Genomic DNA, 14,309 nt, shown 5'->3' with positions numbered 1-14,309 from the left:
ACCTCCCAACGATTGAAAGGGGGGATGCTTGGAGCAGCGAGTACATAGTGAGGATTAACGGTTTGAGCCTCTTAGTCATTCGTGTTAGAAAACAAATTTCGGTACGAAAGGGGAAGTGTTTATGTATGTACGGAAATTATCAGTGCCATTCCGATTTTCTCTCTCTTTTTTGGTCTGTTTCTGTCTCTTCGTCCCCCCGATTTATGCCATTGATGGTGTCCATCATGCGCCAAACGGTATCGATGATCTGTACGAGATTCAGGCGACGGAGCGCAGTCCAAGAGATCCTGTTGCAGGCGACACTGTGTATATCAAAATAACAACGTGGCCGATTGAATCTGGACAAACGGCTTGGGTGACCTGGACGAAAAATGGTGTCAATCAAGCTGCTGTCGGAGCAGCTTACAAATACAACAGCGGCAACAACACTTACTGGGAAGCGAACCTTGGCACATTTGCTAAAGGGGATGTGATCAGTTATACCGTTCGTGGGAACAAGGATGGCGCGAATGAGAAGACTAGCGGACCTTTTACTTTTACGGTAACTGGATGGGAATCTGTTAGTAGCATCAGCTCCATCACGAATAATACGAACCGTGTTGTGCTGAATGCGGTTCCGAATACAGGTTCTTTGACGCCGAAGATCAACCTGTCCTTTGCAGCAGATGATGTGCTCCGCGTACAGGTTTCTCCAACGGGAACAGGATCGTTAAGTAGTGGACTTAGTAATTACACGGTATCGGATACCGCCTCGACCACTTGGCTTACAACCTCCAAGCTGAAGGTGAAGGTGGATAAGAATCCTTTTAAACTTAGTGTGTATAAGCCTGATGGAACGACGTTGATTGCCCGTCAATATGACAGCACTACGAATCGTAACATAGCTTGGTTAACTAATGGCAGTACTATCATCAACAAGGTAGAAGATCATTTTTATTCGCCTGCTTCAGAGGAGTTTTTTGGCTTTGGCGAACATTACAACAACTTCCGTAAACGCGGAAATGATGTGGACACCTACGTGTTTAATCAGTATAAGAATCAAAATGATCGAACCTACATGGCAATTCCTTTTATGCTTAACAGCAGCGGATATGGTATTTTCGTAAATTCAACGTATTATTCCAAATTCCGATTGGCAACCGAACGCACCGATATGTTCAGCTTTACGGCTGATACAGGGGGTAGTGCTGCCTCGACACTGGATTATTATTTCATTTACGGAAATGATTTGAAAAATGTTGTGGGTAACTACGCTAACATTACCGGTAAGCCAACAGCGCTTCCGAAATGGGCTTTCGGGTTATGGATGTCAGCTAACGAGTGGGATCGTCAATCCAAGGTAACTACAGCCATTAATAACGCGAATACCAACAATATTCCGGCAACGGCAGTTGTGCTCGAACAGTGGAGTGATGAGAATACGTTCTACATTTTCAATGATGCTACCTATACCCCTAAAACGGGCAGCGCTGCGCATGCCTATACCGATTTCACTTTCCCGACAACAGGGAAATGGACGAATCCGAAAGCTATGGCGGACAATTTACATAGCAATGGGATGAAGCTGGTGCTCTGGCAGGTCCCTATTCAGAAATGGACTTCTACGCCTTATACCCAGAAAGATAATGACGAAGCCTATATGACTGCTCAGAATTATGCCGTGGGCAACGGCAGTGGAGGCCAGTACCGGATACCTACAGGTCAATGGTTCGAGAACAGTTTGCTGCTTGATTTTACAAATACGGCCGCGAAAAACTGGTGGATGTCTAAACGTGCTTATCTGTTTGATGGTGTAGGTATAGACGGCTTCAAAACAGATGGCGGTGAAATGGTGTGGGGTCGCTCGAATACCTTCGCAAACGGTAAAAAAGGTGATGAAATGCGCAATCAATACCCAAATGAGTATGTGAAGGCATATAACGAGTACGCACGCTCGAAGAAAGCCGATGCGGTCTCCTTCAGCCGATCTGGCACGCAAGGCGCACAGGCGAATCAAATATTCTGGTCTGGCGATCAAGAGTCAACGTTCGGTGCTTTCCAGCAGGCTGTGAGTGCAGGGCTCACGGCAAGTATGTCTGGCGTTCCTTATTGGAGCTGGGATATGGCAGGCTTTACTGGCACTTATCCAACGGCTGAGTTGTACAAACGAGCTGCCGAAATGGCCGCTTTTGCACCGGTCATGCAGTTTCACTCCGAGTCTAACGGCAGCTCCGGTATTAACGAGGAACGTTCGCCATGGAACGCGCAAGCTCGTACTGGCGACAATACGATCATTAGCCAATTTGCTAAATATACGAATACACGCATGAATTTGCTTCCTTATATTTATAGCGAAGCAAAGAAAGCAAGTGATACCGGTGTTCCGATGATGCGCGCTATGGCGTTAGAATATCCGACGGACACGAACACGTACGGTTTGACGCAGCAGTATATGTTCGGGGGTAATTTGCTCGTTGCTCCTGTCATGAATCAGGGAGAAACAAACAAGAGTATTTATCTCCCGCAGGGGGATTGGATCGATTTCTGGTTCGGTGCTCAGCGTCCTGGCGGTCGAACAATCAGCTACAATGCCGGCATAGATGATCTACCAGTTTTTGTGAAGTCCGGCAGCATTCTTCCGTTGAATTTGAACGCGCAATATCAGGTGGGTGGGACTATTGGCAACAGCTTGACGAGCTACACCAACCTCGCATTCCGCATTTATCCGCTTGGCACAACAACATATGACTGGAATGATGATATCGGCGGTTCGGTGAAAACTATAACGTCTACAGAGCAATATGGGTTGAATAAAGAAACAGTCACTGTTCCAGCGATTAATTCGACGAAGACATTGCAAGTGTTTACAACAAAACCTTCCTCTGTAACGGTGGGTGGTTCTGCGATGACAGAGTACAGCACATTAACTGCTTTAACCGGAGCATCGACAGGCTGGTACTACGACATGGTACAGAAATTCACCTACGTCAAGCTTGGCTCAAGTGCATCTACTCAATCTGTAGTACTAAATGGCGTCAACAAGGTGGAATATGAAGCTGAATTTGGTACGCAAAGTGGAGTATCCACGAACACGAATCATACGGGTTATACAGGTACGGGGTTTGTAGACGGCTTTGAGACTCTGGAAGATAATGTCACCTTCGATGTTTCTGTTAAAGCCGCAGGTACCTATACAATGAAGGTTCGATATTCATCTGGTGCAGGCAATGGCTCAAGAGCCATTTATGTGAATAACACCAAAGTGACGGACCTTGCCTTACCGCAAACAACGAACTGGGATACGTGGGGTACGGCTACGGTCAACGTCTCGCTCAGTGCAGGTCTCAACACGGTGAAAGTCAGCTATGATGGTACCAGTTCACTCGGTATTAATCTTGATAACATCGCGATCGTAGAGCAATAAAAAGCAGGGAGGGGATGTCCCTCCCTTATTTTCTAATCGAAAGGGAGTATCCATAATGAGTTCGCCAAACAAAGAAGTTCCACGTATCCTTGCTTTATTCACAGCATTTACGTTGTTTGGTTCAACCCTTACCTTGCTTCCTGTTTCTCCTGCTCAGGCTTATGTCAGCAGCCTTGGCAATCTCATCACTTCGAGCGTAACCGGAGATACCTTGACGCTAACTGTGGATAATGGTGCGGAGCCGAATGATGACCTCTTGGTTGTACAGGCGGTGCAAAACGGTATTTTGAAGGTAGATTATCGACCGAATGGCATAGCGGCAAGCGCGAAAACGCCGATGCTGGATCCAGACAAAACTTGGTCAGCTGTAGGGGCTATGATTAACACAGCTGCCAATCCAATGACCATCACGACCTCCAATATGAAGATTGAGATTACCAAGAACCCAGTTCGAATGACGGTCAAAAAGGCTGACGGCACTACACTATTCTGGGAACCATCCGGCGGAGGGGTATTCTCAGATGGTGTGCGCTTCGTTCATGGCTCCGGTGACAATATGTATGGCATCCGGAGTTTTAACGCCTTTGATAGCGGAGGCGACCTGCTGCGGAATTCGTCCAGTCATGCCGCCCATGCAGGTGAACAGGGAGATTCCGGTGGTCCGCTTATTTGGAGTACAGCGGGTTATGGATTATTAGTCGATAGCGATGGCGGATACCCATATACAAATGGCACAACCGGTCAGATGGAGTTTTATTATGGTGGCACCCCTCCTGAGGGACGTCGTTATGCTAAGCAAAACGTGGAGTATTATATTATGCTCGGCACCCCGAAGGAAATCATGACCAGCGTTGGGGAAATCACGGGCAAACCGCCAATGCTTCCTAAGTGGTCGCTTGGGTTCATGAACTTTGAGTGGGATACGAATCAAACGGAATTTACGAATAATGTGGATACGTATCGTGCTAAGAATATCCCTATAGATGCTTACGCCTTCGACTATGACTGGAAAAAATACGGGGAAACCAACTACGGCGAATTCGCGTGGAACACGACAAATTTCCCTTCTGCTTCTTCTACTTCACTAAAGACAACAATGGATGCTAAAGGCATCAAAATGATCGGAATTACGAAGCCTCGAATCGTTACGAAGGATGCTTCTTCGAATGTGACGAGCCAGGGGGCGGACGCGACAAACGGTGGTTATTATTATCCGGGTCATAACGAGTATCAGGATTATTTCATCCCCGTAACTGTACGCAGTATCGACCCTTATAATGCCAGCGAACGTGCCTGGTTCTGGAATCATTCCATAGATGCGCTCAATAAAGGGATCGTTGGTTGGTGGAATGACGAAACGGATAAAGTATCTTCCGGTGGAGCTTCGTATTGGTTTGGCAACTTCACAACAGGCCATATGTCTCAGACCATGTACGAGGGTCAACGGGCTTACACGAGTGGAGCCCAGCGTGTTTGGCAAACATCTAGAACTTTCTACCCAGGTGCCCAACGGTATGCGACTACGCTTTGGTCTGGTGATATTGGCATTCAATACAATAAAGGCGAACGGATCAACTGGGCTGCTGGGATGCAGGAGCAAAGGGCAGTTATGTTATCCTCAATGAACAATGGCCAAGTGAAATGGGGCATGGATACCGGCGGATTCAATCAACAGGATGGCACGACGAACAATCCGAATCCCGATTTATACGCACGGTGGATGCAGTTCAGCGCTTTAACACCTGTTTTCCGTGTACATGGGAACAACCATCAGCAGCGCCAGCCCTGGTACTTCGGATCGACGGCGGAAGAGGCTTCCAAAGAAGCTATTCAGTTGCGGTACTCCTTGATCCCTTATATGTATGCCTATGAGAGAAGTGCTTACGAGAATGGGAATGGGCTCGTTCGACCTTTAATGCAGGTATATCCATCGGACGCTGCCGTTAAAAATTATACGGATGCTTGGATGTTCGGTGACTGGCTGCTAGCTGCACCTGTGGTAGATAAACAGCAGACGAGTAAAGATATTTATTTGCCGTCTGGTTCATGGATTGACTATGCGCGAGGTAATGCAATAACTGGCGGTCAAACCATCCGTTACTCGGTTAATCCGGACACGTTGACAGACATTCCTCTTTTTATCAAAAAAGGTGCCATTATTCCAACACAGAAAGTGCAGGATTACGTTGGGCAGACTTCTGTCACTTCTGTTGATGTGGATGTGTTTCCGGATACGACGCAGTCGAGTTTTACGTATTACGATGATGATGGCTCCAGTTATAACTACGAAGGCGGTACTTATTTTAAGCAAAATATGACTGCGCAGGATATTGGTGCGGGCTCGCTAAGTTTTACATTAGGGGCAAAGAGTGGCAGTTACACGCCAGCTCTCCAATCCTATATCGTTAAGCTGCACGGTTCAGCTGGGACTACCGTAACGAATAACAGCGTGGCTATGACGTCTTATGCAAGCTTACAGGCATTAAAAGCTGCCGCTGGGGAAGGTTGGGCAACTGGGAAGGACATCTATGGGGATGTCACCTATGTAAAAGTCACGGCAGGTACTGCTTCTTCTAAATCTATTGCTGTTACAGGTGTTGCTGCAGTGAGTGCAGCTTCTGCGCAATTCGAAGCTGAGGATGCATCGCTTTCTGGCAATACGGTTGCGACAAAGGCTTCCATTAACACCAATCATACGGGATATACGGGAACTGGATTTGTAGATGGTTTAGGTAACGCAGGCGCAGGTGTCACTTTCTATCCAAAGGTGAAAACAGGCGGTGACTATAATGTCTCCTTACGTTATGCGAATGCTTCAGGCTCAGCAAAGTCTATCAGTATTTTTGTTAATGGAAAAAGAGTGAAGTCTACCTCACTCGCTAATCTCGCGAATTGGGACACTTGGTCTACGCAATCCGAGACACTGCCTCTGACGGCCGGTGTGAATGTAGTGACCTATAAGTATTACTCCGATGCGGGCGATACGGGCAATGTTAACATCGACAACATCACAGTACCCTTTGCACCAATCGTCGGTAAGTATGAAGCAGAGAGTGCTGAGCTTTCTGGTGGCAGCGCATTGAACACGAACCATTGGTACTATAGTGGTACAGCTTTTGTTGACGGTTTGAGTGCGGCAGGCGCACAGGTGAAATACAACGTGAATATCCCTAGCGCTGGGAGCTATCAGATAGCGCTGCGATATGCTAATGGCAGTGCAGCAACGAAAACGTTGAGTACTTACATCAATGGATCCAAGCTTGGACAAACCAGTTTCACGAGTCCTGGTACCAATTGGAACGTCTGGCAGGATAACGTGCAAACGGTGACTTTAAACGCAGGGGTAAACACGATTGCGTTTAAATACGACGCTGCTGATAGTGGGAACATCAACTTAGATCGCCTGCTTCTTTCAACTTCGGCAGCGGGAACGCCGGTTTCTGAGCAGAATCTGCTAGACAATCCTGGTTTCGAGCGTGACACGAGTCAGAGCCATAACTGGGTTGAGTGGCATCCAAGCACGCAAGCCGTTGCTTATGGCGTTGATAGCGGCTCAACAACCAATCCGCCGGAATCCCCATGGACGGGTGATAAGCGGGCATACTTCTTTGCAGCAGGCGCTTATCAACAAAGTATTCATCAAACAGTCAGTGTTCCTGTTAATAATGTTAAGTACAAATTCGAAGCTTGGGTCCGCATGAAGAACACGACGCCGACGATAGCCAGAGCCGAAATTCAAAATTATGGCGGATCTGCCATTTATGCCAACATCAGTAACAGCGGTGTTTGGAAATACATCAGTGTAAGTGATATTATGGTGACCAATGGTCAGATTGATGTTGGATTTTACGTGGATTCACCTGGGGGGACTACGCTTCACTTTGATGATGTGCGTGTGACCAAGCAATAAACAAACAACCAGCTCTCCCGCGAATGGGAGGGCTGGTTGTTTGTTTGTTAGGATAATCCATCCATGTTGGGGGATTAAACATTTTGAAGTGCTTGCTGAACTTCTTGCACAATGGATAGCGCCGCGGTGCGGGCACTAGAGAATGCGCGTTCTGCAAGCTCGCCCTTACCCGTACAGCCGTCTCCGCAGAAGTAGAAAGGCACGTTTTCAACGCGTATCGGCAGTAGATTATTGGAAGCGATGTTTTTCACGCTGGATACCATCGCTTTCTTTGAAACCCGTTTTACGGCTGTGACATCGCGCCAGCCTGGATAATGTTTATCAAATAGGGCTTCCATTTGGAGGTTCTTTTCTTCTAGATACGCTTTACGCTGCTCCTCGTTTTCAAAGCGGTCGCTTAAGTATGCGATACCCTGCAGCAGCTGCCCGCCTTCTGGTACAAGTGTATGATCTGTCGCTGAAACATCGCTGATGAATAGCTTGTTATCCATGTCGCTGATGTAACTGAATGGTCTCGCAACAACACGGCTTAACCCAACGTCGTACACCATAACTTCGGTTGCGGTATTAGACTCATATGGAGCTAGGAATGGCTCCCATGCTGTACCCTTCAGGAGCTTGACGACTTGTTGAACTGGCATAGCGAAAATTACTTTGTCAAAAGCGACTTCACGGTTTTTGGTTTGCAATACAAATTTGCGATCCGCATACCGGAGGTTCTCTACGCCTTCTTGAAGGGCAATTTCCCATTTGCCGGACGTAGTCAACTTTTGTTTAAGCTGATTCGTGATAACGGCCCAGCTTCCCAATACATAATTAACGGGCTTCGAGGAAAGGAACAAGTTGTGATAGTATTCGCTGATTACTGCTCCTGATACGTTGCGAGCATCCTCAGGCGTAATGAAAAAGTTGGAGCAAACCAGATGCTCCCATAACTCTTTAACATCCTCGTCCGCATTGGACTCTGCCAAATAATCAGCAAGAGTTGCGTAGTTTTTTAAGTTGTGAATATTCGCGATAATGGCTGTGATTTCACCAACGAATCTTACTTTTTGCATCGTGCTGAGTAGATCAGTTCTTAAGAGGTTTATCGCGTCGAGTGGTGCTGGCGTAAGTTGATTATGTTTCGCATAAAAAACTTTGCGTTTATCTACTTGCTTAGAAGAGAAAGATAGTCCCAATTCACGTTCCATGTTTGTTAACGTATGTCGATCAATCCCATAGATGGCATGTGCGCCATAGTTGAGTGTAAATCCTGCTTTTTCGTAAGTAAAAGCCCGTCCTCCAAGCTGCGGGCTGCGCTCGAAAAGGATACCTTCGGCATGCGGATTCTCAGATAAATAAGCGGCTGCTGTTAATCCTGCCAAGCCTCCGCCAATAATAGCTACTTTCATTTTGTTTTCCTCCTTGGGGACTGGTTCTACCTGCAGAGATGCGTAGGGTTCGCTGGAGCGCAAACCTACCCAAAGCCAGGCTAAGTTGTTTTTCATCATGGAGAGTAAGTCGGCGTCATCTTGATTGCACCAAGTACGGACCGTTCCCGTATAGATGCAAACGAGCAGTTCAATTTTTCTGGGTTCAGGCAGCCAATGTAATAAACTTTCAGATAATACGTTTAATTGCTGCTGTTCTTCCGTTTTTACGGTTTCATTTTGTAAGGATAAAGCTTGTAAGCTTCGGACTAGCCGTGGTGAGGAATGAATGTTGGACGCTAAGTCTAAGAATAAGCGATTAATATGTCCTTCAAGGGATTGGACCTTGGAGGGAGGCTGCTTCACCCATTCTTGAATCAATTGAATTTGTTTACTGTAAAGCGCTGAAATGATGGCATCTTTGCTTTTAAAATAATGATAAAACGTTCCCTTTGATGATCCTGTCGCCGCGATGATATCGTCTACGGATACATTCTCATAGCCTTTTTCCATAAACATGGTTAAGGCGACTTCCATCATCACATCACGCTTTTTGCGGGTGGAGGCTCTCATGAATTGGCTCATCCGCTCACTCCATTCCAACCATCGATTTACTCTTATTATATGCAAAAATAGACTTTCAGTCTACATTTTAATTGACCATGCGTATGAAATTTGAAGAAGGAAAAAACAATCTTAATTATTGTTTCCCGTGTGATGTCGATACCAGCGGTCTATACTTCAGAATAGAACCACATGAGAGGATGAAATAAACACTTGAAAAATGAAGATTTAGGATGGAATTCCTTTTTTGAAAAAGCATTCGAACCTTACCTAAATGAGGGATATCAGGTTGGACGGGTGTCCTTGGAACATAAACATATGTATCGCGTTCAAACGGAAGTTGGGGAAGCCCTAGCCGAGGTGTCTGGTAAAATGCGGCATCTTGCTCTGGGTCGTGAAGACTATCCTGCTGTAGGCGACTGGGTCGTCCTTTCCATAAGAGGAGAAGAACAGCGAGCAACAATCCATGCTGTATTACCACGCAAAAGTAAGTTTTCCCGTAAAGTAGCTGGTCAAGTCACCGAAGAACAAATTGTTGCCACGAATGTAGATACAGTGTTTCTGTTCACAGCACTTAATCTAGATTTTAATGTACGCCGTATTGAACGTTATATGGTATTAGCTTGGGAGAGCGGAGCAAATCCGGTTATTGTTTTAAGTAAAGCAGATTTATGCGAAGATCCGGAAGCACTGGCTGCAGAGGTCGCGGCTGTTGCGGTGGGTGTGCCCATCCATATAATTAGCTCAGCAGAAAATCGCGGACTAGATGAGCTTGCTGCTTATATTTCTCCAGGCCAAACAGTCGCGCTTCTTGGCTCGTCCGGTGTTGGCAAATCTACTTTGGTGAACCGCATCTATGGGCAGGATATTTTGGACACAGGGGATATTCGTTCTGGGGATGACAAAGGGAAGCATACCACGACTCACCGCGAGCTCATCTCGCTGCCTGGAGGAGGCATATTGATTGATACGCCAGGTATGCGTGAACTCCAACTGTGGGATGTTTCGGAGGGGTTAAGCACGTCATTTCAAGATATCGAAGAGTTTGCAGGAATGTGCTTTTTTCAGGATTGTAAGCATCAAAATGAACCGAAATGCGCTGTTAGACAAGCGTTAGATGAAGGGACTTTGGCGGTTGAACGATTTAATAACTACTTAAAATTACAAAAGGAGCTCGCTTATTTGGCGCGCAAAGAAGATAAAGGGCTTCAAGCAGCCGAGAAAGCAAAGTGGAAAAAGATTCATCAGGCTCATAAGAACCAGCATAACCGTTAAATTTTTTCGTGGTGAGATAAGCCCAAATATGTTCACGGAGTAGCCTTTTGCCTATAGCTGAATATGCTGTTGGTAAAAAGGAGGCATAAGCCTATGAATCATCAAGAAGTTCATGCCATTTGTAAGAAGCATATGTATCGTTATGTGAGTGTAACTATGACTAGTGGTGCGGTTTATGACGGTATTGTGGAAGATGTGGATGATGACAATGTATACCTAGCCGTTCCGATTGGTGGTATGGATCATGATCAAATGAGAGCTTTCTTACCTTACGCTCATCCGTACCCATACTACGGCTATCCGTACCCATATCCGGGATATGGCTATCCAAGACGGCGCTTTGTAAGACAAATCCTACCTCTAGCTGGATTACTAGCTTTATCCTTACTTCCATATTATTAATAAAATGAAACCCATTCAATCTAGAAACATCTTATAGTCCATGAGGTGTTTCTTTTTTTTGCAATTATTCCAATTAAAATTGTAGATTGGATTGGATTTTTTAGGTCTTTTCCGATAAAATTAAAAATAGTAATTTCACGAAAGTGGGGGACAAGCCGAACAATGAGTGATTGTATTTTCTGTAAAATAATTGCGGGGGAACTCCCCTCTAAGAAAGTGTATGAGGACGAACAGATTGTTGCTTTCCATGATATTCAGCCAGCTTCTCCCATTCATGTCCTTATCATTCCTAAGAAGCATATTGCTTCACTAGCGGATGCGGGAGAAGAGGATTGGAACATGATCGGGAAAATTCAGCGTGTGGCTGCACAAATTGCTAGAGAACTAGAAGTAGAAGAATCAGGTTATCGGGTTATAACGAATATTGGAGCTAACGCGGGGCAAATTGTTCACCATCTTCATTATCATCTTATGGCTGGGGCTCGATTATCGCCTTTAGGAGTACACAATTAAGCTTCCTTTTACGAAACGTAAGGTTTGCGATTGACACCCTAATTACTATGACCTATAATGAGATTTGATGAACCGTTTTGTCTTAGATGGTCTGTTCGGAGGGAGGGAAAACTGTTGTCAGAAACTCGAGTTCGTAAGAACGAAACTATAGATGCTGCACTTCGTCGCTTTAAGCGTTCCATCGCTAAGGATGGCATTCTTGCAGAAGTTAAAAAACGTAAACATTATGACAAGCCTAGCGTTAAGCGTAAGCTTAAATCTGAGGCTGCTCGTAAGAGAAAGTTCTAGGAGGCAACATGAGCTTAAGCGATCGATTGAACGAAGATATGAAGCAAGCGATGAAGAGTCAGGACAAGTTCAAACTCTCCGTAATTCGAATGGTAAGATCTACCATCAAGAATTCAGAGATTGATCTGAAAAGAGCCTTAGATGACAATGAAGTGCTTGACGTTCTAACTCGTGAAATCAAACAGCGTAAGGATTCCCTCCATGAATTTACGAAGGCCGGCAGAGATGATTTGGCCGAGAGCCTGAAGGCAGAACTTGTTATTCTAGCTGAGTACATGCCGCAACAGCTTTCTGAGGAAGAAGTGAAAGCCATTGTACAGCAGACCATCCAGCAAATTGGTGCTTCTTCCAAAGCGGATATGGGCAAAGTGATGACAGCATTGATGCCTCAGGTCAAAGGACGCGCTGATGGTAAACTTATCAATCAGTTAGTTCAACAATTATTAGGTTAATACTAAATATGTTTGACAAGACCGAGTGGGCCAAGTCCTCTCGGTCTTTTGTTTTCACATAAGAAAGTTTAAGTTTTCGGATCCCGAAAACCGCTTTCTTATTGGCGATAAAACCTAATATAAGGATCTTTGGTCGTAGACCAAAGTCTCACCTCGCTAAACGCGGTCGCGCATCCCTGAATGGCCTCGATAGAGGTTTTCTCATTCTCTTGGGCAAAAACGAAACAGTTTGTGTGTTGGAACGTACATATTAGTGATAAGGAAGATTCAGGGAAAGGAGTGAAAGATGATGTTTGTAGAAAACTTATCTGCCTTTCTGACTCATCCCGTAACAGCGACGGTATTATTAGTGGTTGGGATCATTGGAATTGCGTTGGAGCTGCTTTTTTTCAGTGGTGGATTACTCGCCTTGGCGGGGGTATCTGGTTTTGCACTCTATTTTCTTGGGTTTTATTTAGCTGGTTTTGCTGGTTTCGGTGACTTGGCTGTCTTCGGAATCGGGTTAATTCTTCTTATCCTAGAATTGGTCGTTCCAAGTTTTGGGATTCTAAGTGTGTTGGGCGCCATATGCCTCTTTGGCGGGGTTCTGATGGCATCTTCAGATCCCACACAAGCAGCGATAATGCTGGGTATCGCCTTGTTGTTAGCAATCGTTGCGATCTCCTTCGCGATCAAAACCTTTAGGCACCGTGGTATTTGGAACCGTTTTATTCTAAAGGAGCAACTAACGACGAACAAAGGATTTACATCCAGCCCTGATCGATCCTATTTGATTGGAATGACGGGAGAAGCCATTACTCCGCTGCGCCCGGCAGGGACTGCAATCATTCAGGGGGAGCGCGTGGATGTGGTGACGAATGGCAGCTTTATTGCCACAGGAAGGAATGTAGTTGTTGTGGAAGTAGAAGGAGTTCGTGTTGTAGTACGAGAGAATGATACCACTAACGCGCAGTGACTTTGAGCTAAGATCCCAAAGCGGAGAGACTTTGAGTTACACTCAAAGATCCCAGAGCGGAGAGATTTTGAGTTACACTCAAAGATCCCAAAGCGGAGAGACTTTGAGTTACACTCAAAGATCCCTATATTAGGAGGAAAAAAATGAATATAGAACCAGGATTATATTTGGTTTTGGTAGCGGCCATTGTTATTATTGCACTTTCGGTATTACTGAGTATTGTGCCTGTCATGCTTTGGATTTCAGCACTTGCTTCTGGAGTAAGAATTAGCATTATTACTTTAATTGCTATGAGGCTTCGCCGCGTGACCCCGAGTAGGATCGTCAATCCGATGATTAAGGCTACTAAAGCGGGTATTGATCTAAGTGTCAATCAGCTGGAAAGCCACTTTCTTGCAGGCGGTAACGTTGATCGGGTTGTCAATGCTTTAATTGCAGCTCACCGCGCGAAGATTCACTTGGAGTTTGAGCGTGCAGCAGCTATCGATCTTGCAGGTCGGGATGTCTTGTTAGCTGTACAAATGAGTGTAAATCCACGTGTCATTGAAACACCTAATGTATCTGCAGTAGCGAAGAACGGAATTGAAGTAAAGGTTATAGCCAGGGTTACTGTTCGAGCCAACATTGACCGGCTTGTTGGGGGAGCGGGCGAGGAAACGATTATCGCTCGTGTAGGTGAGGGGATTGTCACTACAGTTGGTTCCAGTGACTCTCATAAAGATGTGCTGGAGAATCCGGATTTGATCTCTCGAACGGTTCTGGGTAAAGGGTTAGATGCCGGAACGGCTTTTGAAATATTATCGATTGATATCGCGGATGTGGATGTAGGTAAAAACATTGGCGCCCATTTACAAACTGAGCAGGCAGAAGCCGATAAGCGAATCGCTCAGGCTAAAGCTGAGGAAAGACGTGCGATGGCCGTTGCTGCGGAGCAAGAAATGAAAGCCAGAGTTGTAGAAATGCGCGCGAAGGTTGTCGAATCGGAGTCACAGGTGCCACTTGCAATGGCTGAAGCACTTCGAAATGGTAAACTAGGTGTCATGGACTATATGAATCTTAAAAATATCGATGCAGATACACAAATGCGTTCTTCACTTGGCAAAATAAATGATGGTAAGAGTGAGAAAGAATAGTA

General features: G+C 45.6%; 10 protein-coding genes. 9 read left to right on the top strand and 1 reads right to left on the bottom strand.

Annotated elements, in window-relative coordinates:
* Positions 1-121 precede the first annotated feature (121 nt).
* Complete coding sequence (locus tag QFZ77_RS27555; protein ID WP_307444333.1) at positions 122-3,403, top strand: TIM-barrel domain-containing protein; 3,282 nt, start codon at positions 122-124, stop codon at positions 3,401-3,403.
* 55 nt (positions 3,404-3,458) lie between these two features.
* The gene (locus QFZ77_RS27550; RefSeq protein WP_307444331.1) at positions 3,459-7,313 is read left to right on the top strand and encodes a TIM-barrel domain-containing protein; all 3,855 of its coding nucleotides are present in this window, start codon (positions 3,459-3,461) and stop codon (positions 7,311-7,313) included.
* Between the two features lie 74 nt (positions 7,314-7,387).
* Here the strand turns inward: QFZ77_RS27550 and QFZ77_RS27545 are convergent, their stop codons facing one another.
* Complete coding sequence (locus tag QFZ77_RS27545; protein WP_307444329.1) at positions 7,388-9,310, bottom strand: FAD-dependent oxidoreductase; 1,923 nt, start codon at positions 9,308-9,310, stop codon at positions 7,388-7,390.
* A gap of 192 nt (positions 9,311-9,502) precedes the next feature.
* Here QFZ77_RS27545 and rsgA point away from each other — a divergent pair, with 192 nt between their 5' ends.
* The 7 genes from rsgA to floA all read left to right on the top strand — a co-directional run bounded on the left by rsgA (position 9,503) and on the right by floA (position 14,307).
* Positions 9,503-10,564: a ribosome small subunit-dependent GTPase A gene (gene rsgA, locus QFZ77_RS27540; RefSeq protein WP_307444327.1), complete on the top strand. Its 1,062-nt coding sequence runs from the start codon at positions 9,503-9,505 to the stop codon at positions 10,562-10,564.
* Between the two features lie 93 nt (positions 10,565-10,657).
* Positions 10,658-10,966: a hypothetical protein gene (locus QFZ77_RS27535; RefSeq protein WP_307444326.1), complete on the top strand. Its 309-nt coding sequence runs from the start codon at positions 10,658-10,660 to the stop codon at positions 10,964-10,966.
* A gap of 162 nt (positions 10,967-11,128) precedes the next feature.
* Positions 11,129-11,479, top strand: a complete 351-nt coding sequence (locus tag QFZ77_RS27530) for a histidine triad nucleotide-binding protein (RefSeq protein WP_307444325.1) — start codon at positions 11,129-11,131, stop codon at positions 11,477-11,479.
* Positions 11,480-11,593: 114 nt separating this feature from the next.
* Positions 11,594-11,767: a 30S ribosomal protein S21 gene (gene rpsU / locus QFZ77_RS27525; RefSeq protein WP_029195880.1), complete on the top strand. Its 174-nt coding sequence runs from the start codon at positions 11,594-11,596 to the stop codon at positions 11,765-11,767.
* A gap of 8 nt (positions 11,768-11,775) precedes the next feature.
* On the top strand, positions 11,776-12,219 hold the full coding sequence (locus QFZ77_RS27520; RefSeq protein ID WP_307444324.1) for a GatB/YqeY domain-containing protein: 444 nt from the start codon (positions 11,776-11,778) through the stop codon (positions 12,217-12,219).
* Positions 12,220-12,505: 286 nt separating this feature from the next.
* Positions 12,506-13,174: an NfeD family protein gene (locus QFZ77_RS27515; protein WP_307444323.1), complete on the top strand. Its 669-nt coding sequence runs from the start codon at positions 12,506-12,508 to the stop codon at positions 13,172-13,174.
* Positions 13,175-13,317: 143 nt separating this feature from the next.
* Positions 13,318-14,307 (top strand): flotillin-like protein FloA, encoded by a 990-nt coding sequence (floA, locus tag QFZ77_RS27510; RefSeq protein ID WP_216625510.1) that lies wholly within the window; start codon positions 13,318-13,320, stop codon positions 14,305-14,307.
* Positions 14,308-14,309 lie beyond the last annotated feature (2 nt).

Source organism: Paenibacillus sp. V4I3, assembly GCF_030817215.1.
In the GTDB taxonomy this organism is placed as follows: domain Bacteria; phylum Bacillota; class Bacilli; order Paenibacillales; family NBRC-103111; genus Paenibacillus_E.
The sequence above is the reverse complement of the archived record's forward strand: the minus strand, read 5'-3'. Positions and strand labels throughout refer to the sequence as shown.

What these genes read in the sequence shown, in the direction of transcription:
- QFZ77_RS27555 (WP_307444333.1), top strand. Translation starts at nt 122, where the DNA reads ATGTATGTACGGAAATTATCAGTGCCATTCCGATTTTCTCTCTCTTTT.
- QFZ77_RS27550 (WP_307444331.1), top strand. Translation starts at nt 3,459, where the DNA reads ATGAGTTCGCCAAACAAAGAAGTTCCACGTATCCTTGCTTTATTCACA.
- QFZ77_RS27545 (WP_307444329.1), bottom strand. Translation starts at nt 9,310, where the DNA reads ATGAGCCAATTCATGAGAGCCTCCACCCGCAAAAAGCGTGATGTGATG.
- QFZ77_RS27535 (WP_307444326.1), top strand. Translation starts at nt 10,658, where the DNA reads ATGAATCATCAAGAAGTTCATGCCATTTGTAAGAAGCATATGTATCGT.
- QFZ77_RS27530 (WP_307444325.1), top strand. Translation starts at nt 11,129, where the DNA reads ATGAGTGATTGTATTTTCTGTAAAATAATTGCGGGGGAACTCCCCTCT.
- QFZ77_RS27520 (WP_307444324.1), top strand. Translation starts at nt 11,776, where the DNA reads ATGAGCTTAAGCGATCGATTGAACGAAGATATGAAGCAAGCGATGAAG.
- QFZ77_RS27515 (WP_307444323.1), top strand. Translation starts at nt 12,506, where the DNA reads ATGATGTTTGTAGAAAACTTATCTGCCTTTCTGACTCATCCCGTAACA.
- floA (WP_216625510.1), top strand. Translation starts at nt 13,318, where the DNA reads ATGAATATAGAACCAGGATTATATTTGGTTTTGGTAGCGGCCATTGTT.